Raw genomic sequence first — 25,440 nt, 5'->3', positions numbered from 1 at the left:
CCTTGTCTTTCCCGGGGCTCCCGTTCACGGGTGGACGCGCAGCATGCGTTCGAGCGCGATCTTGGCCTCGCGGGCGGTGTCCTCGTCCACGGTGATGCGGTTGACGACGTTGCCCTGTTCGAGGTTCTCCAGCGCCCATGCGAGGTAGGCGGGGTGGATGCGGTACATGGTGGAGCAGGGGCAGACGACCGGGTCGAGGCAGAACACGGTCTTGTCGGGGTGCTGGGCGGCGAGGCGGTTGACGAGGTTGATCTCGGTGCCGACGGCGATGGCGGAGCCGGCGGGCGCGTTCTCGATCTCCTTGACGATGTACGCGGTGGAGCCGGTGCCGTCGGCGGCGTCGACGACCTGCATCGAGCATTCGGGGTGCACGATCACCTTGACGCCCGGGTAGGCCTTGCGGGCGCGTTCGATCTGCTCGACGGTGAAACGCTGGTGCACGGAGCAGAAGCCCTTCCACAGGATCATCCGCGCGTTCGCGTAGTCGGCGGGGTCGGCCGCGCCTCCTCGCGCCTTGAACGGATCCCACAGGGGCATCTCGCTCAGCGGGACGCCCATGGCGCGCGCCGTGTTGCGGCCCAGATGCTGGTCGGGGAAGAACAGGACGCGGCGGCCGCGGGCGAACGCCCATTCGAGCACGGCGTGCGCGTTGGACGAGGTGCATACGATGCCGCCGTGACGGCCGCAGAACGCTTTCAGGGCGGCGGACGAGTTCATGTAGGTGACGGGGACGATCGGCTGCAGGCCGTCGACGTCCGGCTTGGTGCCGCAGATCTCGCCGAGCTGCTCCCACGCCTCCTCGACCTGGTCGATGTTGGCCATGTCGGCCATCGAGCATCCGGCGGACAGGTTCGGCAGGGTCACTGTCTGTTCGGGCGTGGAGAGGATGTCGGCGGTCTCGGCCATGAAGTGCACGCCGCAGAACACGATGTGGTCGGCGTCGGGGCGTTCGGTCGCGTTTTTGGCGAGTTGGAAGGAGTCGCCGACGAAGTCGGCGTGCTCGATGATCTCGTCGCGCTGGTAGAAGTGGCCAAGGATGAGCAGCTTGGAGCCGAGGCGGCGCTTCGCGTCGCGGATGCGCTGCTGGAGCTCCTCGTCGGAGGCGTTGCGGTACTCATCGGGCAGCACCTGTTGGCGAGGCGCGTTCTTCGGCAGGCGGTCAAGCATGGAGGCGCCGGGGCCGTAGCTGGGGCGGGTGGTGTCGAAGTGCCACGGGTCGAGGGTGAGTCCCGCGTCGCAGGTGCTTTGCGCGCCGAGACGCGCGATGATCTCGTCGACGGAGGGCGCGGTGAATGTTGCGGTCATGTTCGTTCCTTTTTTGGGTATGCTTCGCCTCCCCGGGCGCGCGGTTTGCGTCGGGGTTCGAAAGCGGAGGTGATGATTGCGGAAAAGAAGGAGGGCGGAATCCGTCTCAACGCGCGAGCGCGGACATCGGATCGTCATCCACGGAGGCGGGCGGCGGATCAGGTCCGGGGATCGTACCGGTCGTGTCCGGGTGTTCACCGTCCGTGCGGCCTTCGTCGGCCTTCAGCCAGTCATACGGATTCCATGACGTGGAGGCGGCGGCCACGTACCGGTAGACGGCGGCTGGCCGGTGATTGCCGACGCGTTGCTTGACGCCGGTGTCTTCGAGCTCGCCGGAGGCGAGGATGCGGCGGCGGAAGTTGGCGAGGTCGACCGGTTCTCCGGTAACGGCCTCGACGACGTCGTGCAGTTGGCTGAGCGTGAACGTCTCGCCGACGAGGCGCGCGGCCACATCCGGGTAGGCGATCCTGGTGCGCAACCGCCATAGCGCGTAATCGATGATCGCCTTGTGGTCGAAGGCGAGCTCGGGCAGGTCGTTCTCGGGGAACCAGCGGACGTTGTCGGCTTCGACGAAGTCCTTCGCCTCCGCGGTGCCGACGAGCGCCCAGTAGACAATGGACACCATCGGCAATCCCCCATGGGATCGGCCGAGGTCGCCGAACGTGTACAGCTGTTCCAGATACCGCGGGTGCAGCGTGGTGGTCGATTCGAGCGCGGCGTATGCCGACTGTTCGAGTGACCGGTTGGCGGTCAGACCGCCGCCGGGCAACGCCCATGCTCCGAGGAACGGCTGACGCACGCGTCGCACGAGCGGCAGCCACAGGCGACTGCGCCCCGTCGAATCCTCGCCCAGGGCCAGGATCACGACGGATACGCCGACCTGCGGCGGCGCGAGCCGTCGTTCGGAGACATTGCCGATGCCCATCGTCCACTTCCGTCCGATTATGGTTTTCGTTGACGGTGCATCAGCATAGCACTACTTATAGTCAAACCGACTATAAGTAGTGCTACAGGTGGATGCCGCTGGCGTCGGCGGTGACCTCGCCGACCGAATCAGGCAGGAACGGGGCGAGCTCGGGCAGGTCGTCGAGCGAATCGAACCCCATCTTCTCGAGGAACAGGTCGGTGGTGACGAGCAACGTGGCCCGGGATTCGGCATCGACCCCCTGGCTGCGTACCAGTCCGCGCACGATGAGCGAGCGAATCACACCATCCGAGTTGACGCCGCGAATCGCGGAGATCTGCGCACGCGTGACCGGCTGCCGGTAGGCGATCACGGCGAGCGCCTCCAACGCGGCCTGACCGAGGCGCGCGGTCTGGCCGTCGGTCACGAACGCGGAGACGACCGGCTCGTACACGGCGCGGCTCGCGAACCGCCATCCTCGTGCGGTGCGGCGCAGTTCGAACCCCCGTTCCGCCACTTCGTAGGCGTCTCGCAGACGTTCCAACGCGTCGTTCACCGTCTCCTCGTCCACGCCGAGCACGCGCGCCGCATCGGCCGGCGTCAACGGCTCGTCGGCGACCATGAGCATCGCCTCCAGGCACGCCTTCAATCCGCCTGGAAACTCCTCCACGTTCATGCGAAATCCCTTTCGTCGATTGATACGGCATCCACGTCCTTGAGCACCACGGCGCCGTCCGTACCCTCGTCCGCGAACGAGGGCTGGTCCGGCATCCATCTCAGATGAAGCGCCTCATATGGTCCGGCCTGACGGAACTGCACGGAACCCTGTTTGAAGAACATGAGAACGGCGAGAAAACGTCCCACGACCTCCGCGCGCCCGTCCGCATCGGCTACGAGTTCGGCGAAGGTCATCGAGCCGTCCTCGCCCAACGCGCGCAGTCTGTCCCGGACCAACACGGCCTGCGCCTCAAGGTCGACCAGAGGCACGTGCAGCTGGCGCGTACTCACCGTCGCGACCGGCGCGTGGGCGAACATGCGCGCGGCCAGCGACGCGAGATCGTCGGCTCCGATCGTCCACACGAGTTCCGGCAGCATGGCCGAGATCGACTCGTCCAATTCCCCGGGATGCGGGAACCGACCCGCGTTCGCGGCGATACGCGTGCGGAAGTCACCGGCCGCCTGTTTGAACGCCCGGTATTGCAGGAGTCTGGCGAACAGCAGGTCACGTTCGCGCAGCGCCTCCATGCTCCGTTCGTCACGCTCCCCCGACAGATCGGCGGGCAGGAGCGCCGCGCTCTTCGCCTCGACGAGAATCGACGCGACGTCGAGGAACGAGCTCGCCTCGTCCATGTCCGCGGCGAAGTCGAGTCCGCGGGCGTAGTCGAGGAACTCCTCGGTGATCGCGGACAGGGACACTTCGGTCAGTTCGAGGCGGCGGTTGGCGACCATGCCGAGCAGCACGTCGAACGGGCCGGAGTACACATCAAGGTTCACGGTGAAGCCGGCGGCCTTCGTCGCGGCGTCCGGCTCCCCCGCCGCGATCGGATCGGACGCCGTCGCGGTGGTGTTCACGTCTTCCATTCAGGCGACGACCCCGTTGGCCACGAGTTCGCGTGCCACTTCGCGATACTCCTTGCTGGTCTTGTGCTGCGGGGCGAAGATCGTGATCGGCGCGGCGGCGACGGTGGAGTCGGGCAATTTGATGGACCGGGAGATGACGGTGTGGAACACCTTGTCCTGGAACGCCTCGTAGATGCGCTGCATGACCTCCTCACAGTGCAGGGTACGCGTGAACATCGTGATGAGCACGCCGTACACCTTGAGCGAGGGGTTGATGCGGTTCTGCACCTTCTCGATGGACTGCATGAGCAGGGCGACGCCGCGCAGCGCGAAGAACTCGGCCTCCACGGGGATGATGACGCCGTCCGCGGCGGTCAGCGCGTTCACGGTAAGCAGACCAAGCGACGGCTGGCAGTCGATGATGATCACATCGTATTCCGCACGCAGCGGCTTCAGCACCTGGGCGAGAATCTGCTCGCGCCCCACCTCGGTGACGAGCTGCACCTCGGCCGCGGACAGATCGATGTTCGCGGGGATGATGTCGAGGTTCTCGAAGGCGGTGTGATGCACCACCTCATGCACGTCCATGCGGAAATCGAACAACGCGTTGTAGATGGTCTTCTCGACGGTGTTCGCATTGATGCCGAGCCCCACGGTGGCGGCACCCTGCGGATCGAAGTCGACGATGAGGCACCTGCGCCCGTACTGGCTCAACGCCCCGGCGATGGAGATGGAACTGGTGGTCTTGCCTACGCCGCCCTTCTGGTTGCACATGGCGATGACCCTCGCCGGGCCATGCTGCTGCAACGGTCCGGGGGCGGGGAAGGTCTCATACTCGCGTCCAAGCATATCGGTAGGCATATGGTTTACCTTATCATCTTCCGTTTGGTTTCCGGGTCATCGCGCGCGGGGATGCGCGGTCAGATACGTCTCGATGAGGTTCTCCGGACTCACATGCGTGTAGATCTGCGTGGTGGTGACGGAGGCGTGGCCGAGCAGCTCCTGCACGGTGCGCACATCCGCGCCGCCTTGGATGAGATGCGTGGCGAACGAGTGACGCAGCGTGTGCGGATGCAGCGGGCGCATGATGTGCGCGCGCTCCCCCGCGGCCCTGACGACCTCCCACACGGATTGGCGCGACAGTCGTTTCCCTCGTTTGTTGAGGAACACCGCGCGGCGTTCGGGACTGCCGGAACGGTCACGCGCCTCCAACACGGGCCTTGCGAGATCGAGATAGCGCGTCATCGCCACGCACGCGTAGCCGCCGACCGGCACGAGCCGCTGCTTGGACCCCTTGCCCATGAGCCGCGCCACATGCTGGTCGGTCAGGTCGATGTCGTCGAGGTTCACGGCCGTCGCCTCGGAGACGCGGCAGCCGGTCGCGTACATGAATTCGAGCAGCGCCTTGTCGCGCAGCATGACCGGATCGTCGCCCTGGACCGGCACCGCGTCGAGCAGGCGCGTCACTTCGTCCACGGTGAGCACGTCCGGCAACGTGGCCCCGCTCTTCGGCGCCTTCACGTCCGCGGCGACGTCTTCGGCGACGGCATGCTGGCCGAGCGCGAACCGGTGGAATTCGTGCACGGCGGCGAGACGACGCGCCTTGGATCGCGCGGATTCGCCGTCCGCATCCAGCGCGGCGACGAAATCCTCCACATCGAACCGCGTGACGGCGCGCATGTCCGTCACGCCGCGGGAACGCAGGAACGCGACATAGCGCGCGAGATCGGACGAGTACGCGGCGACCGTCGCCTTCGCGAGTCCCCGCTCCACGTCGATGTGCGCGGCGAACTGCTCCAGCAGCCGCGCGAATCCGTCGTTGTCGTCGTCGGTCATGTCATCCTCCCGTTCGCCGGACCTTCCGCGAACGCCCGGCGTACAAAACGCGAAGACCCCGCGGCTGGCGGGGTCTTCGACACGATTCGCGATACCGGAATCAGGCGGCCTTCGGGGCGTTCACGTCCTCCGGGAGGGCGGCCTTGGCGGCCTCCACGATGGTCTTGAACGTATCGGCGTCGGAGACGGCGATCTCGGCGAGGGCGCGGCGGTCCAGCTCGATGCCGGCCAGCTTCAGGCCCTGGATGAAGCGGTTGTAGGTGATGCCTTCGGCGCGGACGGCGGCGTTGATGCGCTGAATCCACAGCTTGCGGAAGTCACCCTTGCGGGCCTTGCGGTCGCGGAAGTTGTAGTTGAAGGAGTGAAGCAGCTGCTCCTTGGCCTTGCGGTACAGACGGGAGCGCTGGCCGCGGTAGCCGGAGGCCCTTTCGAGAACGACGCGACGCTTCTTGTGGGCGTTCACTGCGCGCTTGACACGTGCCATATTTCTATTTCCTCAGCTTTCTGAAGTTTGCAGGTCTTGTCTCTGATTCAGGCTCAGCGGGCGCCCAGCAGGCGGTTGAGCTTCTTGGTCTGCGGCGTGGGCAGAACCTCGTCGGCCTTCAGCGCGCGGCGCTGGCGGGCGGACTTGTGCTCGAGGTTGTGGCGCATGGCGCTGCCGGCCGCCATCAGCTTGCCGGTGCCAGTGCGGCGGACGCGCTTGGAAGCGGCGGAATTAGTTTTCATCTTCGGCATTGCTGCCCTCCTTGTTGGTGTGCTTCTTGGAAGTCGTGGCGGAGACCGAGGCCTTCGCCTCCGCGGCGGCCTGCGCCTGCGCCTCCTGCTTGGCCGCAAGACGCGCGGCCTGTCGGGCCTGACGCTCGGCACGGGATTCGGCGCCGCGACGGCGCTGCTCGGACTGGGTGTGCACCTTCTTGCCCTTGGGCGCAAGCGTCATGATGATGTTGCGGCCCTCCTGCTTGGGCTTGGACTCGACGGTGCCGTACTCCTCCACCTCCGCGGCGAGGCGCTGCAGCAGCTCCACGCCGCCGATCGGGCGGGACTGCTCGCGACCGCGCAGCATGATGGTGACCTTGACCTTGTCTCCGCCGTTGAGGAAGCGGACCACGTGGCCCTTCTTCACGTCGAAATCATGGTCGTCGATCTTGAGGCGGAAGCGGATCTCCTTGATCTCGGCCGTGTTCTGATTGCGGCGGGCCTCGCGGGCCTTGATCTTCTCGTTGTACTTGAACTTGCCGTAATCGATGAGCTTGGCGACCGGAGGCTTCGCGTTGGGCGCCACCTCGACGAGATCGAGGTTCGCTTCCTTCGCCAGGTTGAGGGCGACCGAGGTCGCGATGACTCCCACCTGTTCGCCGTTCGGGCCGATCAGGCGCACCTGCGAGACGCGAATCTCGTCGTTAATGCGTGGTTCGTCGCTGATGATGACTCCAATCCTCTGTTTTCCGTTGCGGAGCCCATCCGTAAGACCTGACGCAGTCTCGATTCCATGGCATACCAAAGCAAACGCCGCATGCGTTGCATTGCACAGGACGTCGTGAACGTCACTCGCGCATCATACGAGATGCGCCGGCAGTTGCCGTGGACCCGAGGCCGTGAAAGGCTTCCAGGTGGGGTTGCCCCGCTTTCTTGATTTCTCAAGCCAAGGAAGCATATTACCACAGCCCCGGACGACGACACCCTGCGTGTCGCGCAGCCTCATCCCACTTCGCGCAGCAGTCCGCCGATGCCCTCCTTCTTCAGGATGTCGCGGTACGGTCCGGCCTGTTCGGCGATGATGTTGTCGATCGCCCTCATGCCGAGCAGTTCGACGGGTGCGTGATCGTCGGTGAGGATCAGCGACCGGTCGCCGGCATCGGCCGACGGGTCGCGCACCGGTTCCATGCGCGAGGCGACCTCGCTCATGTATGCGGCGAGCGCGCCGTCGCGCGTGCGCTCCCACGTCGCGGATCTCAACGCCGAGGCCTTCACGTCGTCGCGCATGTCGCTGCCGACCGGCTCGGAGACGGTGGCGATGCCGCCGGTGCGCCGCCACGAGTCGCTGCACCCGTCGTAGCGTTTCAGTTCGGCGGCCGTCGGCGCCTTGGCGAACAGCTCACGGTTCGTGGTACCGGGCACGTCGGCCGTGTAGGTCGCGCCGATGCGGCAGGCTCCGTTGAACACGTTGGCGATGGTGGTCTGGAGCGCCTCGTTGATGGAGCCACGTCCGTCGGAGACCATGTTCATGTTGACGACCATCACGCCGCCGGGGTTCAAGTGGTTCCTGACCATCGTGAAGAACTCGTCGGAGCTCATCTGGAACGGGATGGTGATGTCCTGATACGCATCGACCATGATCACGTCGTATCGTTCCCGGGACGCGGCGAGCCACGCACGTCCGTCGTAGGTGGCGACAGGCACGTCGTCCGGCTCGTCGAAGTATGCGCCGGCGAGTTTCGTGATCTTCGCGTCGATTTCGACGCCCTGCACCGTCATCTTCGGGTAGTAGCGCCTCAGCTGCCGTGCGTAGGTGCCGGTGCCCATGCCGAGGATGAGCGCCGAGCGCGCGTGGTCGGCGAGCGCGGGCGCGGCGAGGGCGGTGTCGTAGTACATGCCGGTGAGCCCCTCGCGTTTCATCGTGACGGATTGCACACCGAACAGCACGTTGGTGGACAGGATGGTGCGGTCGGAGAGGTTCTTGACCTGCAGGTAGTTGTAGATGGACTCGCCCTCGTAGGCGAGGGTCGAGGAGTTCTCCCAGAACGCGAATCCGCTCATCGGCGAGAGTACGGCGGAGACGGCGAACACGACGGCCGAGACGGCGCAGGCGACGCGTTTGGCCCGCATCGAGACGAAGTAGACGATCGGGATGGCGAGCAACAGGCCGGAGAAGACGAGGAACGTGACGAACGTGCCGACTGCGGGGATGGTGACGAATGTGGGCAGGAACGTGCCGAGGATGGAGCCGATCGTGTTGCATGCGGACAGCCGTCCGACAACGGACGCGTTGTCGTCGAGCGAATCGGTGGCGAACTTGTTGAGCCCCGCGGTGACGGTGCCGAGCAGGAACAGCGGAGGCACGAAGACGATCATGCAGCTGGCGAACGCGGCGATGACGAGGAAGTTCGTGGACACGGTGACGATGAGCAGTCCGGAGACGAGGAGGACCACGTATTTGCCGACGAGCGGGATGAGGGAAATCCATACGGCGGCGGCCATGATGCGCAGGTACAGCTTGTCCGGGTCGGGGTCGCGGTCGGCCCATTTCCCGCCGAACACGGCGCCGAGCGCGAGCGCGATCATGATGGTGCCGATGATGATGGTCCATACGATCTGCGAACTGGAGAAGTACGGTGCGAGCAGACGCGAGGCGCCGAGTTCGGCGGCCATCACGGCCATGCCGGAGAAGAATTCGGTGACGTACAGGAACGTCTTGGATCTGAGGATCGGCCGGTCGCTCGCCGCTGTTTTCACTGCCATGGGATGAACATTAACGGACATCGGCGCGTCGCGCGTACACTGAATCGATATGTGTGCAGATGATGAGGGACGCGTGTGCGTGGTGTTCGCGGCTGGCGAATACTATGCGTCGCCGGACTATCGGCCGATCAGGGTGCCGCGCGGCGCGTTCGTCGTCGCGGCGGACGGCGGACTCGACCATGCGCGGGCGGCGGGGGTGGCACCGGACGTGGTGGTCGGCGATTTCGATTCGCTTGAGGGCGACCGTCCCGACGCAAGCGCGGATACGATCACGCTGCCGCCGCTCAAGGACGATCCGGATCTGCTGAGTGCGCTCAAGGTGGCATGGGCGCGCGGATGCCGCATGTTCCATGTGTACGGCGCGCTGGGAGGCCGCATCGATCACACGCTCTCCGCGATACGGCTGATGGCGCTCGTCGCCGGTCATGGCGGCATCGGCTTCCTGCACGGCGACGGGACGATCGTGACGGCGATCCGCGACGGTCGCCTCGACTTCGCCGCGCACGACGCCGCGCCGGGACGCATGGTGTCGGTGTTCTCCCATTCGGACGTGTCCCGCGGTGTGGACGAGCCGGGCATGCGCTACGAGATGCTTGACGGCACGCTGACGGGCGACACGGTGCAGGGCGTGAGCAACGAGTTCCGCCCCGGCGTCCCGGCATCGATCGGCGTGCGTGAGGGCACGTTGATCGTCACGTTCCCCGCCGAGGCGCCGATGCCGTGCGTGACGCGTCTGCACGCATTCGGCGGCGATCTGGGCGCGTTGGACACGCACGTCTCGCCGTTGCTGCGGCGTTGACGACCACGGTCCGGCGCAGACCGCGATACACGTGCCGCACCGCTCCCCACTGCCGCCCAGTTCTTTCGACACCTTCTATGTGAACGCTCACGAAATTTTCGGGATTTTCCTCTGAAACACGATGCGGGACGTTGCGTTTCGTACAGACGACGCACTAGAGTGGTCGATGTTGGTAAACAATGGCTCCGGCGTGCCTTGCGCTCCGGCGTCACCCTACAAGGGAGAATTACATGACAGTTAAGATTGGTATCAACGGCTTCGGTCGCATCGGTCGTCTCGCCTTCCGTCGCATCTTCGAGCTCCAGGCTCGCGGCGGCCAGGCCGGCGACATCGAAGTTGCCGCCATCAACGATCTGACCACTCCGGCCACGCTGGCCTACCTGCTGAAGTACGATTCCACCCACGGCACCTTCCGTCACGACGACGGCACGCCGGTCGACGTGAAGGCCACCGAGGACTCCATCGTCGTCGACGGCAAGGAATACAAGGTCTACGCCGAGAAGGACGCCAACAACATCCCGTGGGTCAAGAACGACGGTGTCGAGTACGTGCTCGAGTGCACCGGCTTCTACACCTCCGCCGAGAAGTCCCAGGCCCACATCAACGCCGGCGCCAAGAAGGTCCTGATCTCCGCCCCGGCCAAGGACGACGTCACCCCGACCGTTGTGTTCGGCGTGAACCACGAGATCCTCAAGCCGTCCGACGTGATCGTCTCCGCCGGCTCCTGCACCACCAACTCCATGGCCGCCATGGTCAAGCTGCTGGACGAGAAGTTCGGCATCAAGGCCGGCTTCATGACCACCATCCACGCCTACACCGGCACCCAGATGCTGCTGGACGGCCCGCGTGGCACCAAGACCGGCCGCAACCTGCGCGCCGCCGCGATCAACACGATCGCCCACTCCACCGGTGCCGCCAAGGCCATCGGCAAGGTCGTTCCGTCCGTCAACGGCAAGCTGCAGGGCCACGCCCAGCGCGTGCAGGTCCCGGACGGCTCCGTCACCGAGCTGACCACCGTCCTCAACACCGAGACCACCGCCGACGAGATCAACGAGGCCTTCAAGGCCGCGTTCGCCGACTGCGAGTACTACGGCTACAACGATGAGGGCATCGTCTCCTCCGACATCCTCGGCGACACCCACGGTGGCGTCTTCGACCCGACCCAGACCGACGTCAACACCGTTGACGGCGTGACCCTGGCCCGCACGGTCTCCTTCTACGACAACGAGTACGGCTTCACCTCCAACATGATCCGTACCCTGCTGTACTTCGCCGAGATCAACGAGTAAGACGGAGCGGATTCGTCCGCGATGCCCTTACCGTGACAGGTGAATGAAACCCTCGCCCCTGTGGGCGGGGGTTTCTTCGTATCATGGGAGGCATGGCGAAGAAAAAGAAGCACGAGAAGGGAACCGGCTCGACACCGGCCACCGTGCAGTTGGAGAAGGCGGGCGTCGCGTTCACGCCCTACGAGTACGAGCATTCGAACGATCACATGGACGACGGCTATGGCGTGGAAGCAGCGAAGAAGCTCGGATTCGACGAGCATCAGGTGTTCAAGACGCTGATGGCCGACACCGGTTCGGAACGCGTGGTCGGCGTCGTGCCGGTGTCCGGCCACATGGACCTGAAGGCGCTCGCGGCGGCCGTGGGCGCGAAGAAGGCCGCGATGGCCGATCCGAAGGTCGCGATGCGCGAATCCGGCTATGTCGTCGGCGGCATCTCCCCGCTCGGCCAGAAGACGCGGCACAAGACGGTGCTCGACGAAAGCGCCCTTGCCTTCGACACGATCCTGGTCTCCGGCGGCAAACGCGGATTCTCAGTCGGCGTCTCCCCCGAAGACCTCATCACGGTCCTCGACGCCGTCGCCGCCCCCATCGGCACCTGGTGAACCGACCAATCCCGGCTCCCCTGTGCACCCTTTGAGGGGGATCTGTCCGTGAAGCGGACCGAGGGGGTGCTCCCAACGAGCGCGTTCCCCCACGAACGGATGAGGCTCCCGTCGTCCCCGATACGGGACGGCGGGAGCCTCATCCGTTCAGTCGTCCGGCGTCACGCGCCGTACTGCTCGAGATATGCGTCGGCCGCGGCCTTGATGGCATCGGTCACGTACGGTTCGCCGGAATCGGTGAGAATCGAGCGTCCCGCCTCGAAGATCTCGCGCACGTTCGCGATGGCGAACACCGGGAAGCCAAACTCGGCCTCGACGGCCTTCACCGCGGACAGGTCGGAGTCCTTCGTCTTCTCCATGCGGTCGACGGACAGCACGAGGCCGACGACCTCGACATCCGCCTCGGCCTTGAGCTTCGGGATGACCTCGCGCACCGCGGTGCCGGCGGTCATCACGTCGTCGACGAGCAGCACCTTCATGCCATCCTTCAGCTGGGTGCCGACCATCATGCCGCCGTCGCCGTGGTCCTTCTTCTCCTTGCGGTCGAACGTGTAGCCGACCTCCATGCCGTGGGCGGAGGTCAGGGCGATCGCGGTGGATACGCCCAGCGGGATGCCCTTGTAAGCGGGGCCGAACACGGTGTCGATGTCCTTCGGCAGCCTGCCGGCCTCGATCTCGGCGGCGATCTTCTCGGCGTAGAACGCGCCGAGCGTGGCGATCTTGCGGCCGTCGTCGAACGCGCCAGCGTTGATGAAGTACGGGGACTTGCGTCCGGACTTCAGCGTGAAGTCGCCGAACTTGAGCGCCTTGGATTCGAGCAGGAACTGCGTGAATCGGATGTCGAGCGATGCGTTGTCGGTCATGTCGTTTTCCTTCCTTCGTTGCGGAGCGGTCAGCGCCAGGTCTCGCCGGCGGCGAGCTTGGCCGCGAGTTCGGGGCGGTCGTCGAGCAGGTCGTCGAGCTCGCGGGCGACGCGCAGCGGCGCCACCGGGTCGAACAGGGCGGCCGCACCCACCTCCACGGCGTTCGCGCCCGCGTACAGGTATTCGAGCGCCTTCTCGCCGGAGTCGACACCGCCGATGCCGATGATCGGAATATCGGGCAGCGCGGTGCGCGTGCGGTAGACGGCAGCCAGACCCATCGGCAGCACGGCCGGACCGGACACGCCTCCGGTCGTGTTCGCGATGATCGGCTCGCCGGTGCGGATGTTGATGCGCATGCCGAGCAGCGTGTTGATCATGCTCAGCGCGTCGGCGCCGTGTTCGACGGCCGCACGGGCCGGCACGGTGATGTCGGTCACGTTCGGCGTGAGCTTGATGATCATCGGCTTGTCGGTCATCGGGCGCAGACGGTCCATGAGCTTGGCGAGCGCGACCGGGTCGGTACCGACGCTCATGCCGCCGTGCGTCACGTTCGGGCAGCTCACGTTGATCTCGAGCATGTCGGCGTCGGAGTCGGCGAGCTTGGCGACGACGGCCGCATAGTCGTCGTCGCAGTGCCCGGCCACGTTGGCCACGACGGTGGCACCGGCCTTCTTGAGCTTGGGCAGATCGTCCTCGAGATAGTGGTCGACGCCCGGGTTCTGCAGGCCGACAGCGTTGATGTTGGAGGCGGGGCCCTCGGCGGTGCGCGGCGACGGGTTGCCCTCCCACGGCACGGGCGAGCAGCCCTTGGTGGAGACGGCGCCCAGCTGGCTCACGTCGTAGAACCAGCGCACCGCCGCGTATTGGAAGGTGCCGGATGCGGTGCCGACCGGGTTCTTCCACGTGACGCCCGCCACCTGGGTGGGGTGCTTCCACTCGTGGGCCTCGTACAGGTTGATGTGGTCCGTGTGCTTCACGTCGGTCTTGTTCGTGGTCATCGTCACTTCCCCCATCCGAGCTGTTCGCGGGTGAACACCGGTCCGTCGGCGCACACCTTGAGTCGTCCGTCCACAGTGTCGACGGTGCACAGCACACAGGTGCCGTAGCCGCAGCCCATGCGCTGTTCCATGCTCAGCTGGCAGGCGAGGTCGCGTTCCGCGGCCCATGCGGCGACGGCCTTCATCATCGGCAACGGCCCGCAGGACAGAATCACCGTGTCGAGGCCTTCGACCGTAAGGCCGCCGTCCGCTTCGAGACGGTCGAGCAGGGTGATGACGTTGCCTTCCGATTCGTCGATGCTTACTGTCGCGTCGGCATACGGTTCGACGAAACGGTCGGCGAAATGCACGTTGCGGTAGCCGAACACGGCGGTGGTGCGGGTGGCCGGGTCGTCGGCGAGGCGCTGCGCCGTGTAGATGAGCGGCGGCACGCCGAGGCCGCCGGCGACGAGCACGTAGTGGGCGGCGGTCTTCGTATCGAACGGGCGCCCCAGCGGACCGAGCACCTGGATCACGTCGCCGGCCTTGAGTTCCGCGAACCCGGCGGTGCCCTTGCCGACGACGGCGAAGATGACGCTCACCTCGTCGTCGTGCGTCTCGCTCACGCCGAACGGGCGCGGCATCGGCATCAGCGGGTCATTGGTGAAGATGTTGACGAACTGGGCCGGACGCGCGTGCTCGGCGATGTAGGGGTCGCGGAAGGTGAGCCGGACGACGCCCGGCGTGAGTTCGGTGACGTCGGTGACGTCGACGGGATGGCGCGGCGGGAAGAATCCCGCGGCGACGGCCTCGTTCACCACGTCATAGGTCGGGGTGAAGGTGGCGCTCATGGTGCTCCTTACGTTGGTGGGTGGTCGGTATGTTGCTGTCGCGGATGCCCGCGCACGTCGACGCCGGTGCGCCGGTGCGCGGGTCCATGGGCTACAGCACGGCGCGCAGATCGTCGCGCATGCGGATCGCCGCGGCGCGCGCCGTCTCGTCGACGAGCGCAAGTGCGTCGTCGGCGGACATGGACGGGCTGTACCGTTCGTCCTTCTTCCATGCGCCGATGATGCCGCGCGACGAATTGACGATGGCACCGGAGCCGCTTTCGTCGAACATGCCGCGCACGTCGGCGGCGGTGCCGCCCTGCGCCCCATAGCCAGGCACGAGGAAGAAGGTGTGCGGCATGCGTGCGCGCAGTGCCTTGCCCTCCTCGGGGTGGGTGGCGCCGACGACCGCGCCGACGCGCGAGTAGCCGTGTTCGCCGATCGTGTCGGCGCCCCATCCTTCGACGAGGTCGGCGACGCGTTCGTACACCTTCGACCCGTCGGCGAGGTCGAGCATCTGCAGTTCGCTGGACGAGGGGTTGGAGGTGCGCACGAGCACGAACAGGTCCTTGTCGCTCTCCTTGGCGGCGTCGACGAACGGGGTGATGCCGTCGGTGCCGAGATACGGGTTGACGGTGACGGCGTCGACCTTCCACGGGTCGAAGCCGTTCACGCCGGTGAGCATGTGCGCGTAGGCGGCGGCGGTGGAGCCGATGTCGCCGCGCTTGGCGTCGGCGAGCACATACAGGCCGCGGCTGGCCGCGTAGTCGCAGGTCATCGTGTACACGTCGACGCCGGCGGGGCCGAGCGCCTCGTACATGGCGATCTGCGGCTTGACGGCGGGTACGATGCCTGCGACCGCGTCGATAATGGTGCGGTTGAACTCGTAGAAGGCGCTGGCGAGCTGTACGGCCGGCGCTTCGGCCGGGTCCTCCACCGAGTCCCTGACCTCGTCGGCGAGTCCCGCCACCACCTGCGGCGGCACGAGCGCCTCGGTGGGGTCGAGTCCGACGACGCTCGGGTTCTGCGTCGCTTCGATGGCGTCGATCAAGCGGTCCATGCGTTTCCTTTCGTTGAAGTCCTAGAGTCGGCTGAACACCATCGCGCCGCCGATGATGGTGGCGAGCGGTCGTCCGGTCACCTTCCAGCCACCGAACGGGGTGTTGCGGGCCTTGGAGTGGAAGGTCTCCGGGTCGACGGTCCAGTCGCGGGACGTGTCGAGCACGACGAGGCCGATGCCCGTCGCGTCCTTCACCTGCGTGAGGTCGAGCACGCGCCTGGCGTCTGGTTCGCGCGAGGCGTCGGTCTCGCGGTCGAGCAGCGCGGTCACGTCGGTGGCCTCGTGGCCCATGAGGCGCATCGGTTCGACGCTCATCAGTTCGATGAGCCGTTCGTCGGAGATGTATCCGCCGTCGACGAGGGTCCTGTGGCAGACCCCGTACGCGCATTCGAGGCCGATGATGCCGTTGGGGGCGTCGAGGAACCCGCGTTCCTTCTCCTCCATGGTGTGCGGCGCGTGGTCGGTGGCGAGCAGGTCGACGGTGCCGTCGGCGACGGCCTCGCAGGTGGCCTTGCGGTCGGCTTCCGAACGTAGCGGCGGGTTCATCTTGGCGAGCGTGCCGTATTCGAGCAGCGCCTCGTCGCTCAGGGAGAGGTAGTGGGGCGCGGTCTCGCAGGTGACGGGCAGCCCTTCGGCCTTGGCGGCGCGGATCGCCTCGAAGCTGCCGGCGGTGCTCACATGCTGGAAGTGCACGTGCACACCGGTCTCGCGGGCCTTGGCGATGTCACGCGCGACGATCTTCAGCTCGGTGTCCTCGGGGATGCCGGGCACGCCGAGTTTGCGCGACACGGGCCCCTCGTTCACCGCGCCCGTGTCATGATGCTCGCAGTGTTCGATGAGCGGCAGGCCGGACTCCTTGGCGAGCGCGAACACCGCGTCGAGCGTCTCGGGCGTCACGGCCGAGCCGTCGTCGCTGATCGCGGTGACCGGATGCGCGAGCTGGTCGGCGTCCTTGGACTCGTCGTCGACGCCCGGCATGTGGCGGCGCCAATGCCCGAGCTCGGTGGCCTCGCGGCCGGCGCGGCCCTTGGAGGCGCACACGCATAGGTCGTAGCGCACGGGCAGCGTCACGCCGTGGTCGTCGGCGTAATGTTGGAGGAAGTCGATGACGTCGTCGCGTCCCGTCGACAGCACCTCGTTGGCGCCGGGGGCGTCCGGATCGTCGATCGTCTCGCCGTCCATCGCGGGCACGGTGTTCGGCATGATGAGGACGTCGGTGTATCCGCCGGAGGCCGACGCGGCGCAACCGGAGACCATCGACTCCTTGTAGGTCTGTCCGGGATCGCGGAAGTGCACGTGCGGATCGGCGAATCCGGGCGCGAGCGTAAGCCCGGTGGCGTCGATCTCGAGACGGTCGAACCCGTCCGCGCCGGAACGCTCCCCTTCCAGGATCGATTCCGCGGCGAGCGGCACCTTCACGTCGATGACCTCGTCGGTGTTCCACACCTTGATGTTGCGCAGCGTCGGCATATCGGCTCCTTACAGTTTCGCTTCCTCGTCGCAGTAGTCGCAGCGGTACTCCTGACGCTCGGAGTGCGTCAGGTGGAACATCTGCTCGATGCCACGTTCGGTGGTGGTCACGCAACGCGGGTTGCGGCAGGTGAGAATGTTCACCACGTGCTCGGGCAGCGTGGGCGTCTTCTTCTCGACGATCCTGCCGCCGCGCACGATGCCGACGGTCGCGGTGCGCGCGACGAGGCCGAGCACGTCGAGATCGACGGACGGGCCCTTCTTGCCGTCCTCGTCCTCGATCTTGATGATGTCCTTCGTGCCGTACAGGTGGCTGTCGGTGTTCATGATGAGGGCGAGCTTGGTCTTCGCCGGGTTGATCTTCAGGTATTCGAGCACCTTCAGCGCGGTGCCGGCGGGCACGTGGTCGATGATGATGCCGTTTTGGATGCTGGTGACCTCCATCAGGCCTGGACCTCCTTGTTCTCGAACGGTTCGTAGCCGGGCAGCTCGTCGCCCATCACGGTGCTTTCGAGGGCCATGCGCATGAGCATGCCGTTCTTCACCTGCTCGAAGTAGGCGGCGCGCGGGTCGTCGTCGACCTCGACGGCGATCTCGTTGACGCGCGGCAACGGGTGCAGCACGGCCATGTGCTCTTTGGCCAGGGCGAGCTTGTCCTCGTCGAGGATGTACGTGTCGCGCAGGCGCAGGTAGTCGTCCTCGTTGAAGAAGCGCTCCTTCTGCACACGGGTCATGTACAGCACGTCGAGGTCGCCGATCACGGAGACCAGGTCCTTGACCTCCACGTAGGAGCAGGACGGGGTGGCGTCGATGCGGTCGAGCACGTACTGCGGGGTCTTGAGCTCGTCGGGGCTGATGAGCACGAAACGCACGTTGCCGAAGCGGCACAGCGTCTCGATGAGCGAGTGCACGGTGCGGCCGAACATGAGGTCGCCGCACAGGCCGACGGTCAGGTCGGTGACGCGGCCGAAACGCGACTGCAGGGTGGCGAGGTCGGCGAGCGTCTGCGTGGGGTGCATGTGGCCGCCGTCGCCCGCGTTGATGACAGGCACGGAGGCGGCGCGGGAGGCGACGAGCGCCGCGCCTTCCTTCGGGTGGCGGATCGCCACCACGTCCACGTAGTTGGACACGGTCTTCAGGGTGTCGGCGATGGATTCGCCCTTGGTGACGGAGGCGAGCTGCGCGCCGGCGAAGCCGATCACCTTGCCGCCGAGACGCAGCATCGCGGTCTCGAAGCTCAGACGCGTGCGGGTGGAGGGCTCGTAGAAGAGCGTGGCCAGCACCCTGCCGTCGCAGGCGTGCGCCACTTCCCTGCGATGCGCGTCGATGTACTGCGCCTTATGCAGCAGATCGGTGATCTGGGGGATGGAGAGATCGTCGAGGGAAATGACGCTCTTGCCGAGCATCGGCGTCTCCGCCGGTTCCTGTTCAGTTGACACGGCTCACCTTTCGTGTGTGAAACGGACAAGGTGGCCACTAACGTGACCTATCCGACTATAGACCATTTCTCCGACGCACGCCGCACAAGCCGTCCCCCGCGCGTCACCCTCCGTTCACCTTGGCGCCGCCCGCTCACTCCTCGACGTCGAGGCGACGGTCGTGCCAGTAGTATGCACGGTCGTGTTCGCCGATCGGACGCACCACCTTGCACGGCACACCCACGGCGACCACGTTCGCGGGGATGTCGCGCGTGACGACCGAACCGGCGCCGATCACGCTGTTCTCGCCGATGGTGACGCCCGGCAGGATGCTCACGTTGGAGCCGACCCACACGTTGCGTCCGATATGCACGGGCAACGCGTACGTGTAGTGGTGCTCGCGCAGGATCGGCAGGATCGGGTGTCCCGCGGTGGCGATGGTGACGGACGGGCCGAACATCGCGTAGTCGCCGATCCATATCTCCGCGTCGTCGACCATGCTCATGAACGCGTTGATGTAGATGCCCTTGCCGAGATGCACGCGCCGGCATCCGTTGTTCGCGTGCAGCGGCGTCTCGATATGCACGCCTTCGCCGACTTCGGCGCACATCCCTTTGAGCAGTTCGGCGCGGCGGTCCTGTTCGGTGGGTCTGGTCTGGTTGTACTCCCACAGCTTGTCCTGCCATGCGAGCTGCCCGTCCATGATGGCCGGATCGTCGTAGTGGTACGGCAGTCCCGCGTCCTTGCGCACCACGTTGTCCATCGTCTCCCGCGTATCGTCCATGCGTGTTCCTCGCCTTCCGTCCGGTTCGCCGCGAAGCCGCGGCACGCCTCCCATGGTAGCGTTGCCATGGTTCGCGGGGAGCCTCCCGGCGGCCATCCGGTACGTTCCGTTCCGGATCGGGAACGGGTTCAGCCGGCCAATCGCCGCCCGATGACGTCGAGGAAGGCGTCCGCGCCGTCCCGGCGGCGCCGCGCGTCGGGATGCGAGGAGGTGTCGTCGAACACGTAGACGTCGAAGGTGGGCAACGTCGCGCCCGTCACGGGCATGAACGCGATGCGCCCGTCGCCCTCCACCGCGACGGACGCCATCAGTCCGACGGCGATGCCGGACGCGATGATCGACTTCATCGTGCCGACGTCGGCGACCTCGATGATGTCGGTGGGGTCGATGCGGGAGCGGATGAACGCGCCCGCCGCCTTCGAATGCACGAAGTCGTCGGACAGGGTGACGAACCGCATGCCCTTCATCGCCTTCCCGTCGGACAGGTCGAACGTCATCCGGCCGGCGAGCGCGGTCGCGGCCGCGCCGGTTTTCGCGTAGGCGAGGCCGAACGGGAACGAGGCGATTCGGAACGTGCGTGCGACGCCGAACGACGGCGACGATTCGACGGCTGCGACCGCGCCGAAATCGACCGTATGCCGTTCGATGGCGTCGAGGAGCCGGCGCGATCCGACGGATTGCACGGTGACCTCGCCGTCGAGTTCGCCGGACAGGGTGCGTGCCAGGGCGTCGATGGTTTCGTCGCCCAGCAGGTAGGCGGAGATGATCGGCGGCAGTCCCACGGAGTAGGCGACGGCCGGGTCGCCGTCCGCCGGGGAACCGGCCCGTCCTGCTCGTGCGATCTCGTCGGGCAGGCGGTTGATCTCGTCGAGGATCGTGGCGGTGTGACGGATGAGGGCGAGTCCGGCCGGCGTGAGCGTCGCCTCTCCCCCGGCACCGAAGCGGCGTCGTTCGATGAGCGTCGCGCCGAGCCGCCGTTCCAGCCGTTTGACCGCCTGGGAGACGGTGGGCTGGGAGACGCGGGCGGCCGCGGCCGCATCGGTGAAGCTGCCGAGTTCGGCGACGAGCTGGAAGAACTCCAGATCGCGGATGTTGTCTATCGATGCCATGAGCCGCCTCGTCTCGGGGAAAACACACTCCATTGTAGCGTGCTTCCACGGGGCGGGGCAGCTCGTCAGGAAGGCGGGATCACGGTCGGGATGGTCAGTCGATGCGCCAGGTGTTCGCTTCGACGGCGGCTTCGACGTCCGGCACGGGCTCGCGGTTGAGGCCTTCGGCGATGGCCTGTTCGGCGACGGCGACGGCGACCCTGCGCGAGATCTCCTTCAGGTCGCTGACGGGCGGCAGGACGGCGGCGCCCGGCTCGTCCACGTCGATCATGCCGGAGATGGCGTGCGCGGCGGCGAGCAGCATGCGGTCGCTGACGAGTCTCGCCTTGCCGATGATCGCGCCGAAGCAGATGCCCGGGTACATGAGCGCGTTGTTGCCCTGGCCGATGTGGTAGGTCACGCCCTCGTACTCGACGGGCGCGGACGGGGTGCCGGTGATGACGAACGCCTTGCCGTCGGACCAGCGGATCACGTCGGCCGCCTTCGCCTCGGCGAGCTCGGTCGGGTTGGAGATCGGGCACAGCAGCGGGCGTTCCACGTGGGCGCACATGGCGCGCACCACGCGTTCGTCGAACGCGCCGGGGCGGGTGGAGGTGCCGATGAGCACGCTCGGCCGGAACGCGTCGACCACGGCCGCCAGGTCGGTCGGGTCGGCGAGCGCCGGGAATTCGCCGACCTTGCGCGCGTACTTGCGCTGGCCGTCGGTCAGTCCGTCCTGACCTTCGACGACGAGACCGTATCGGTCGACGAGCGCGACGCGTCCCATCGCCTCGGTGCGGTCCATGCCGCCGTTGACGACGAGGTCGTCGACGAGCTGGTCGGCGATGCCGACGCCGGCGGTGCCCGCGCCGAAGACGAGGATGCGCGTGTCGTCATAGGAGGTGCCGGCGATGCGGCGGGCGGCGACGAGCGCGGCGAGCACGGTCACGCCGGTGCCCTGGATGTCGTCGTTCAGGGTGAGCACGTCGCCCCGGTAGCGTTCGAGGATCGGCGCGGCGGTAGGTCGTCCGAAGTCCTCCCAGTGCAGCAGCGCGTCCGGGTAGAGTTCGAGGCAGTCGTGGACGAACGCGTCGATGAACGCGTCGTAGCGTTCGCCGCGCACGCGAGGGAAACGGTTGCCGACGTAGCGCGGATTGTCGAGGAGCTCCTTGCGGTCAGTGCCCACGTCGATCATGACGGGCAGCACGCGGGCAGGGTCGATGCCGGCGGCCGCCGTGTAGACGGCGAGCTTGCCGGTGAGGATCTCCGCGCCCTGCGCGCCCCAGTCGCCGATGCCGAGGATGCCTTCGCCGTCGGTGGCGACGATCAGATCGATGTCACGGCCTTCCGCGTACTGGCGCAGCGCGTCCTTGATGCGTTCGGGGTGTTCGATGGAGACGTAGGCGACGTCGGAGCCGAGATAGTACTTGTCGTACTGCATGATCGACTGGGCGACGGTGGGCGCGTACACGATCGGCATGTATTCGGTCAGATGCCTGGACATACCGTGGTAGAACAGGCGGCGGTTCTCGCGGCACACACCCATCAGGAACAGACGACGGCCGAGGTCGTCGCCGATGTTCCGGAAACGCTCGTACACGGTCTCTTCCTGCATGTCGAGCGACTGCACGGCGGCGGGCAGCAGGCCGTCCACGTCGGCGGCCACACGCTCGTCGATCGTGGCGGCGAGGCCGCGGTTGGTGAAGGAATCCTTGAGTGTGGCGAATCCGGTCATGATGTCGCTCCTTGTCCGTTGGATGTGGGTCCGGGTCTTGTCGTCGGCTTCGTCGCCGCGTCGCCTCATACGATAGGAGCGGGCCGCGCACCTCCTCAAATAAGCGGAGCCACTATGGCGACACGCCCAGTCTTCCAACGGTTCCGACGGTTCCCGGCGGCGCGCCGCGGCCTTCCGTTCCCATATAGGCGTCGCTTATTTGCGGGTGCGGAAGCCCGCATCGTAGCCTTGGGGCAATCGGTCGCATCATCCGTTCCCTCCCACCGACGAAGACGGAGGGGCAGCCCCAATGAAGGAGTCACGATGACCATGTCCATACCGTTGAAGTCCTCCCCGAGCACGCGGTCGGCCTCCGCGACGTCGGCGACGTCCAAGGCCGCAACCTCCATCCCGCATGCGAAGGCGCTCAAGGCCGCCGTCTGCATCGCCGTGACCCTCGTCATCTATATCCTGCCCGTGCCGGACGGTCTGACCGCCCAGGGCATGCATATGCTGGCGATCTTCCTCGGCACGATCCTCGGGCTCATCCTCCAGCCGTTGCCCACGTCCGCCGTGGCGATCATCGGATTGACCGTGGCGATGCTCACCGGCACGATGGATCCGAAGACCGCCGCGTTCTCCGGTCTCGGTTCCGCATCGATCTGGCTGATCGTCGCCGCGTTCTTCATCGCCCAGGGATTCGTGAAGACCGGACTGGGCCGGCGCATCGCGCTCGTGTTCATCAGCCTGCTCGGCAAGTCCAGTCTCGGCATCTCCTACGGTCTGACCGCCGCCGACCTGCTGCTCGCGCCCGCGACGCCGTCGAACACGGCCCGGTTGGGCGGCATCCTGTTCCCAATCATCACGTCGATCAGCGACGTGCAGGAGTCCACGCCGGAATCCGACGAGTCGCGCCGGCGCATCGGAGCGTTCCTGTGCATCACCGCGAACAACGTGAACGCGATCACCTCGTCCATGTTCATCACCGCCATGGCCGCCGGCCCGGTGGTCGCCCAGCTCGCCTCCGACTCGGACGCGCCGATCTCCTGGGGCACATGGGCGCTGGCGGCGATCGTGCCCGGCCTGCTGTGCCTGATCGTCATCCCCGCGCTCGTCTACCTCATCTACCCGCCGAGCGTCCGGCACGTGCCGAGCGCGCAGACGGACGCGAAGGCCGAACTGAAATCGCTGGGACGCCTGTCCGTCAAGGAGTGGATCATGCTGCTCACCTTCGCGGCGATGCTCGTCCTGTGGGCGACCGGCCAGGTCACCGGCATCAACGCCACGACCGTCGCGTTCCTCGGCGTCGCCGTACTGCTCGTCACGGACATCATCACATGGAAGGAGATGGCGGCGAACTCGTCGGCATGGTCCACGCTGATCTTCTTCGGCATCCTCGTCGGCATGGCCACCCCGTTGAACGAGCTGGGGGTCACCGAGTGGGCGGGCGCGTTCATCGCCGACTCCATCGAGGGATGGTCCTGGCCGGTGGTGCTCGTCCTGCTCACCGTCTGCTACTTCCTGCTGCACTACATGTTCGCCTCCGAGCTCGCACAGGTCGTGGCGATCTACACGCTGTTCCTGTCCGTGGCGGTCGCGGCCGGCGCTCCCCCGATGGCGACGGCGCTGCTGCTCGGCTGCACGTCCGGCCTGATCGGCGCGATGACGCACTACGCGTCCGGCCCGTCCGCCCTCATCTACGGCGCCGGCTACGTGAAGACCGCGGAGTTCCTGCGCGTCGGCCTGGTCTGCGGCGTGGTGACGGTCGCCATCTACCTGACCGTCGGTCTGGGATGGTGGAAGATCATCGGCCTGTGGTGACGTGAGATCGTGCGGCGGTCCGAGCAGACATACCGCCACGTCTTCCGGAATACGGGTGCCGCGGCACGCGACTGACGGTCGCACGCCGCGGCATCGTTCTGTCCCTTCTACACTGGGAAGCGGAAACGTGCATCATTGTCATGGGCGGCGTGGTGTCAATGCCTCGGGAGGAACGAATCATGCGTCTCAGTTCGGTGAATCATATCGAAACCATCGTCGGAGACAGGCGCGCCTCGACCGGCGACGATCGTCTGTTCGTCATGTTCCATGGATACGGGAACGATGAGCGGGAGATGATCCGCGTCATCGACGGCGTGTATGCGGGGACGGGACGGATCCCGAGCTACCTGTCGTTCCACGGCACCTACGACCGTGATTACATGGGCGGCGCCTACTGGTATCCGGACGGGTGCGGCACCGAGGAGCGACGCCGGGAATGCTCGGCGGTGGGCGATGCGGTGGTCGCGCTGCTGGATTCGCCGATGTTCGCGTCCCGGCGGAAGATCCTCGTCGGGTTCTCGCAGGGCGGCTACATGTCGTATCGCATCGTGCGCGAACACCCCGACATGTTCGACGCGGCGATTCTGATGAGCCCGTCGTTCAAGGGCGAGGAGACGACGGACGGCTCGACGATCGCCGGCGACACGCGCTTCCTGCTGCACTATGGCTCCGAGGACCGCACGATTCCGCTGGATGACCAGCGCACCGCACACCGTGTGCTCGAAGCCACCGGCCGCCTCGAATCCCATGAATACCCCGGCATGGGCCACGCCATCTGCCAGAAGGAGATCGAGGACATCAGAAAGTTCATTGAACTTTGAACTTTACCTGTCAGCCGCTGGCAAGCTCCCCAGATGACGTGGTGCGGTGGTTCCTCCCCCCGTTGACGGGCAGCCCCCCTCGGTCGGTCTGCGCCCGCCGGCTTCGCCGGTGGGCGTGGTGGTGTTCCTCCCGCTGGCGGGAGGTGGCGCGCGGCACACGCGTCGGAGGGTGGTCCGGGTCGCGGGGGCCGGGGCGGCCACCCCCACCCGCTTCGCGGGAGCCCCCGCCGGCGGGGGCGGGATCCCATGCGCGTGGCCGGCGTGTGTGCGGGTATGCGTGGACCCCCGGGAGCCGTGGTGGCTCGACCGGGGGTCCGTTTCACGTGTGGTGCGGCGGCGTGCTACTCTCCCACATCCTCTCGGGTGCAGTACCATCGCCGTGCCAGGTCTTAGCTTCCGGGTTCGGAATGGGACCGGGCGTCTCTCCTGGGCTATGACCGCCGCAAATCTTCAATTGTGGGGCGAGGCGCTCCCGCTTCCTCGTATATCCCCTCGGGCTGGTGGTTTGGGGACCGGATGGTGGACGCTAGTGTTGATTGTCTTGTCGTGTCGTCACGGTTGCTCCGTGTCGTTCATGATTCGCAGAAGAGGTTTGATGCCGTCCCAACCAGGGGTTGGGATGTGTGTGTCGCGCTTCCCCGTTAGTACCGGTCGGCTCCACCCCTCGCGGGGCTTCCACGTCCGGCCTATCGACCACGTGTTCTTCATGGGGGGTCTCGGACCCGAGGGTCCGGGGAATACTTATCTTGGAGCGGGCTTCCCGCTTAGATGCTTTCAGCGGTTATCCCTTCCGAACGCAGCCAACCGGCGGTGCCACTGGCGTGACAACCGGCGTACCGG

At 66.4% G+C, this 25,440-nt stretch carries 25 protein-coding genes and 2 rRNA genes; 5 read left to right on the top strand and 22 right to left on the bottom strand.

What is annotated here, in order from left to right; genetic code table 11:
- Positions 1–24: 24 nt before the first annotated feature.
- The 10 genes from nadA to Uis4E_RS08180 all read right to left on the bottom strand — a co-directional run bounded on the left by nadA (position 25) and on the right by Uis4E_RS08180 (position 9,064).
- Positions 25–1,305 (bottom strand): quinolinate synthase NadA, encoded by a 1,281-nt coding sequence (nadA, locus tag Uis4E_RS08225; protein WP_101622700.1) that lies wholly within the window; start codon positions 1,303–1,305, stop codon positions 25–27.
- 106 nt (positions 1,306–1,411) lie between these two features.
- The gene (locus tag Uis4E_RS08220; RefSeq protein ID WP_165784922.1) at positions 1,412–2,230 is read right to left on the bottom strand and encodes an NUDIX hydrolase; all 819 of its coding nucleotides are present in this window, start codon (positions 2,228–2,230) and stop codon (positions 1,412–1,414) included.
- Between the two features lie 82 nt (positions 2,231–2,312).
- Positions 2,313–2,885, bottom strand: coding sequence for an SMC-Scp complex subunit ScpB (gene scpB, locus Uis4E_RS08215; RefSeq protein ID WP_101622699.1), 573 nt, complete (start codon positions 2,883–2,885; stop codon positions 2,313–2,315).
- On the bottom strand, positions 2,882–3,790 hold the full coding sequence (locus tag Uis4E_RS08210; protein WP_101622698.1) for a segregation and condensation protein A: 909 nt from the start codon (positions 3,788–3,790) through the stop codon (positions 2,882–2,884). Before Uis4E_RS08210 ends, scpB begins: the two co-directional genes overlap by 4 nt.
- Positions 3,791–4,630 carry a ParA family protein gene (locus Uis4E_RS08205; protein ID WP_101622697.1) on the bottom strand — a complete coding sequence of 280 codons (840 nt, stop codon included), beginning with the start codon at positions 4,628–4,630 and terminating at the stop codon, positions 3,791–3,793.
- A 36-nt stretch (positions 4,631–4,666) separates the two neighbouring features.
- Complete coding sequence (gene xerD / locus Uis4E_RS08200) at positions 4,667–5,605, bottom strand: site-specific tyrosine recombinase XerD (RefSeq protein ID WP_101622696.1); 939 nt, start codon at positions 5,603–5,605, stop codon at positions 4,667–4,669.
- A 100-nt stretch (positions 5,606–5,705) separates the two neighbouring features.
- Positions 5,706–6,089, bottom strand: coding sequence for a 50S ribosomal protein L20 (gene rplT / locus Uis4E_RS08195; protein ID WP_101622695.1), 384 nt, complete (start codon positions 6,087–6,089; stop codon positions 5,706–5,708).
- 53 nt (positions 6,090–6,142) lie between these two features.
- Positions 6,143–6,340 carry a 50S ribosomal protein L35 gene (rpmI, locus tag Uis4E_RS08190; protein ID WP_034526016.1) on the bottom strand — a complete coding sequence of 66 codons (198 nt, stop codon included), beginning with the start codon at positions 6,338–6,340 and terminating at the stop codon, positions 6,143–6,145.
- On the bottom strand, positions 6,321–7,091 hold the full coding sequence (gene infC / locus Uis4E_RS08185) for a translation initiation factor IF-3 (protein ID WP_101622795.1): 771 nt from the start codon (positions 7,089–7,091) through the stop codon (positions 6,321–6,323). The genes rpmI and infC overlap by 20 nt, the downstream gene beginning before the upstream one ends.
- A gap of 212 nt (positions 7,092–7,303) precedes the next feature.
- Positions 7,304–9,064, bottom strand: a complete 1,761-nt coding sequence (locus tag Uis4E_RS08180) for a spermidine synthase (RefSeq protein ID WP_243394462.1) — start codon at positions 9,062–9,064, stop codon at positions 7,304–7,306.
- 49 nt (positions 9,065–9,113) lie between these two features.
- Here Uis4E_RS08180 and Uis4E_RS08175 point away from each other — a divergent pair, with 49 nt between their 5' ends.
- The 3 genes from Uis4E_RS08175 (at position 9,114) to ybaK (ending at position 11,754) form a co-directional block, all read left to right on the top strand.
- On the top strand, positions 9,114–9,863 hold the full coding sequence (locus Uis4E_RS08175; protein ID WP_101622694.1) for a thiamine diphosphokinase: 750 nt from the start codon (positions 9,114–9,116) through the stop codon (positions 9,861–9,863).
- A gap of 230 nt (positions 9,864–10,093) precedes the next feature.
- A complete protein-coding gene (gap, locus tag Uis4E_RS08170; RefSeq protein ID WP_101622693.1) occupies positions 10,094–11,152 on the top strand; it encodes a type I glyceraldehyde-3-phosphate dehydrogenase in 1,059 nt (352 codons plus the stop codon).
- A 92-nt stretch (positions 11,153–11,244) separates the two neighbouring features.
- On the top strand, positions 11,245–11,754 hold the full coding sequence (gene ybaK / locus Uis4E_RS08165) for a Cys-tRNA(Pro) deacylase (RefSeq protein ID WP_165784920.1): 510 nt from the start codon (positions 11,245–11,247) through the stop codon (positions 11,752–11,754).
- A gap of 161 nt (positions 11,755–11,915) precedes the next feature.
- On the opposite strand, the gene pyrE is transcribed toward ybaK, so the two are convergent.
- From pyrE to Uis4E_RS08115, 10 genes are all read right to left on the bottom strand, one after another.
- Entirely contained in the window at positions 11,916–12,617 is a 702-nt protein-coding gene (pyrE, locus tag Uis4E_RS08160) for an orotate phosphoribosyltransferase (RefSeq protein ID WP_101622691.1), read from the bottom strand.
- A gap of 29 nt (positions 12,618–12,646) precedes the next feature.
- Positions 12,647–13,630: a dihydroorotate dehydrogenase gene (locus Uis4E_RS08155; RefSeq protein ID WP_207764565.1), complete on the bottom strand. Its 984-nt coding sequence runs from the start codon at positions 13,628–13,630 to the stop codon at positions 12,647–12,649.
- Complete coding sequence (locus Uis4E_RS08150) at positions 13,618–14,445, bottom strand: dihydroorotate dehydrogenase electron transfer subunit (RefSeq protein ID WP_101622689.1); 828 nt, start codon at positions 14,443–14,445, stop codon at positions 13,618–13,620. The genes Uis4E_RS08155 and Uis4E_RS08150 overlap by 13 nt, the downstream gene beginning before the upstream one ends.
- A 91-nt stretch (positions 14,446–14,536) precedes the next feature.
- Positions 14,537–15,484: an orotidine-5'-phosphate decarboxylase gene (gene pyrF / locus Uis4E_RS08145; RefSeq protein WP_101622688.1), complete on the bottom strand. Its 948-nt coding sequence runs from the start codon at positions 15,482–15,484 to the stop codon at positions 14,537–14,539.
- Between the two features lie 21 nt (positions 15,485–15,505).
- A complete protein-coding gene (locus tag Uis4E_RS08140; RefSeq protein WP_101622687.1) occupies positions 15,506–16,954 on the bottom strand; it encodes a dihydroorotase in 1,449 nt (482 codons plus the stop codon).
- A gap of 9 nt (positions 16,955–16,963) precedes the next feature.
- Positions 16,964–17,398 (bottom strand): aspartate carbamoyltransferase regulatory subunit, encoded by a 435-nt coding sequence (locus Uis4E_RS08135; RefSeq protein ID WP_101622686.1) that lies wholly within the window; start codon positions 17,396–17,398, stop codon positions 16,964–16,966.
- The gene (gene pyrB, locus Uis4E_RS08130; RefSeq protein WP_101622685.1) at positions 17,398–18,360 is read right to left on the bottom strand and encodes an aspartate carbamoyltransferase; all 963 of its coding nucleotides are present in this window, start codon (positions 18,358–18,360) and stop codon (positions 17,398–17,400) included. The genes Uis4E_RS08135 and pyrB overlap by 1 nt, the downstream gene beginning before the upstream one ends.
- Positions 18,361–18,526: 166 nt before the next feature.
- Positions 18,527–19,156, bottom strand: a complete 630-nt coding sequence (locus Uis4E_RS08125) for a sugar O-acetyltransferase (protein WP_243394461.1) — start codon at positions 19,154–19,156, stop codon at positions 18,527–18,529.
- Positions 19,157–19,284: 128 nt separating this feature from the next.
- Positions 19,285–20,265: a LysR family transcriptional regulator gene (locus tag Uis4E_RS08120; RefSeq protein ID WP_165784919.1), complete on the bottom strand. Its 981-nt coding sequence runs from the start codon at positions 20,263–20,265 to the stop codon at positions 19,285–19,287.
- Between the two features lie 94 nt (positions 20,266–20,359).
- Entirely contained in the window at positions 20,360–22,048 is a 1,689-nt protein-coding gene (locus Uis4E_RS08115; protein WP_101622683.1) for an NAD-dependent malic enzyme, read from the bottom strand.
- Positions 22,049–22,282: 234 nt separating this feature from the next.
- Here Uis4E_RS08115 and Uis4E_RS08110 point away from each other — a divergent pair, with 234 nt between their 5' ends.
- Both Uis4E_RS08110 and Uis4E_RS08105 read left to right on the top strand, forming a co-directional pair.
- On the top strand, positions 22,283–23,779 hold the full coding sequence (locus tag Uis4E_RS08110) for a DASS family sodium-coupled anion symporter (protein ID WP_243394459.1): 1,497 nt from the start codon (positions 22,283–22,285) through the stop codon (positions 23,777–23,779).
- Positions 23,780–23,958: 179 nt separating this feature from the next.
- Positions 23,959–24,600 (top strand): alpha/beta hydrolase, encoded by a 642-nt coding sequence (locus Uis4E_RS08105; RefSeq protein ID WP_101622682.1) that lies wholly within the window; start codon positions 23,959–23,961, stop codon positions 24,598–24,600.
- A 328-nt stretch (positions 24,601–24,928) separates the two neighbouring features.
- Here Uis4E_RS08105 and rrf read toward each other — a convergent pair.
- Both rrf and Uis4E_RS08095 read right to left on the bottom strand, forming a co-directional pair.
- Positions 24,929–25,045 (bottom strand): 5S ribosomal RNA (gene rrf, locus Uis4E_RS08100).
- Positions 25,046–25,221: 176 nt separating this feature from the next.
- Positions 25,222–25,440: ribosomal RNA gene (locus Uis4E_RS08095) — 23S ribosomal RNA — on the bottom strand; the annotation flags it as partial.

It is taken from the genome of Bifidobacterium parmae, assembly GCF_002860365.1.
Lineage (GTDB): Bacteria > Actinomycetota > Actinomycetes > Actinomycetales > Bifidobacteriaceae > Bifidobacterium > Bifidobacterium parmae.
The sequence above is the reverse complement of the archived record's forward strand: the minus strand, read 5'-3'. Positions and strand labels throughout refer to the sequence as shown.

What these genes read in the sequence shown, in the direction of transcription:
- nadA (WP_101622700.1), bottom strand. Translation starts at nt 1,305, where the DNA reads ATGACCGCAACATTCACCGCGCCCTCCGTCGACGAGATCATCGCGCGT.
- Uis4E_RS08220 (WP_165784922.1), bottom strand. Translation starts at nt 2,230, where the DNA reads ATGGGCATCGGCAATGTCTCCGAACGACGGCTCGCGCCGCCGCAGGTC.
- scpB (WP_101622699.1), bottom strand. Translation starts at nt 2,885, where the DNA reads ATGAACGTGGAGGAGTTTCCAGGCGGATTGAAGGCGTGCCTGGAGGCG.
- Uis4E_RS08210 (WP_101622698.1), bottom strand. Translation starts at nt 3,790, where the DNA reads ATGGAAGACGTGAACACCACCGCGACGGCGTCCGATCCGATCGCGGCG.
- Uis4E_RS08205 (WP_101622697.1), bottom strand. Translation starts at nt 4,630, where the DNA reads ATGCCTACCGATATGCTTGGACGCGAGTATGAGACCTTCCCCGCCCCC.
- xerD (WP_101622696.1), bottom strand. Translation starts at nt 5,605, where the DNA reads ATGACCGACGACGACAACGACGGATTCGCGCGGCTGCTGGAGCAGTTC.
- rplT (WP_101622695.1), bottom strand. Translation starts at nt 6,089, where the DNA reads ATGGCACGTGTCAAGCGCGCAGTGAACGCCCACAAGAAGCGTCGCGTC.
- rpmI (WP_034526016.1), bottom strand. Translation starts at nt 6,340, where the DNA reads ATGCCGAAGATGAAAACTAATTCCGCCGCTTCCAAGCGCGTCCGCCGC.
- Uis4E_RS08180 (WP_243394462.1), bottom strand. Translation starts at nt 9,064, where the DNA reads ATGGCAGTGAAAACAGCGGCGAGCGACCGGCCGATCCTCAGATCCAAG.
- Uis4E_RS08175 (WP_101622694.1), top strand. Translation starts at nt 9,114, where the DNA reads ATGTGTGCAGATGATGAGGGACGCGTGTGCGTGGTGTTCGCGGCTGGC.
- gap (WP_101622693.1), top strand. Translation starts at nt 10,094, where the DNA reads ATGACAGTTAAGATTGGTATCAACGGCTTCGGTCGCATCGGTCGTCTC.
- ybaK (WP_165784920.1), top strand. Translation starts at nt 11,245, where the DNA reads ATGGCGAAGAAAAAGAAGCACGAGAAGGGAACCGGCTCGACACCGGCC.
- pyrE (WP_101622691.1), bottom strand. Translation starts at nt 12,617, where the DNA reads ATGACCGACAACGCATCGCTCGACATCCGATTCACGCAGTTCCTGCTC.
- Uis4E_RS08155 (WP_207764565.1), bottom strand. Translation starts at nt 13,630, where the DNA reads ATGGGGGAAGTGACGATGACCACGAACAAGACCGACGTGAAGCACACG.
- Uis4E_RS08150 (WP_101622689.1), bottom strand. Translation starts at nt 14,445, where the DNA reads ATGAGCGCCACCTTCACCCCGACCTATGACGTGGTGAACGAGGCCGTC.
- pyrF (WP_101622688.1), bottom strand. Translation starts at nt 15,484, where the DNA reads ATGGACCGCTTGATCGACGCCATCGAAGCGACGCAGAACCCGAGCGTC.
- Uis4E_RS08140 (WP_101622687.1), bottom strand. Translation starts at nt 16,954, where the DNA reads ATGCCGACGCTGCGCAACATCAAGGTGTGGAACACCGACGAGGTCATC.
- Uis4E_RS08135 (WP_101622686.1), bottom strand. Translation starts at nt 17,398, where the DNA reads ATGGAGGTCACCAGCATCCAAAACGGCATCATCATCGACCACGTGCCC.
- pyrB (WP_101622685.1), bottom strand. Translation starts at nt 18,360, where the DNA reads ATGCTCGGCAAGAGCGTCATTTCCCTCGACGATCTCTCCATCCCCCAG.
- Uis4E_RS08125 (WP_243394461.1), bottom strand. Translation starts at nt 19,156, where the DNA reads ATGGACGATACGCGGGAGACGATGGACAACGTGGTGCGCAAGGACGCG.
- Uis4E_RS08120 (WP_165784919.1), bottom strand. Translation starts at nt 20,265, where the DNA reads ATGGCATCGATAGACAACATCCGCGATCTGGAGTTCTTCCAGCTCGTC.
- Uis4E_RS08115 (WP_101622683.1), bottom strand. Translation starts at nt 22,048, where the DNA reads ATGAGGCGACGCGGCGACGAAGCCGACGACAAGACCCGGACCCACATC.
- Uis4E_RS08110 (WP_243394459.1), top strand. Translation starts at nt 22,283, where the DNA reads ATGACCATGTCCATACCGTTGAAGTCCTCCCCGAGCACGCGGTCGGCC.
- Uis4E_RS08105 (WP_101622682.1), top strand. Translation starts at nt 23,959, where the DNA reads ATGCGTCTCAGTTCGGTGAATCATATCGAAACCATCGTCGGAGACAGG.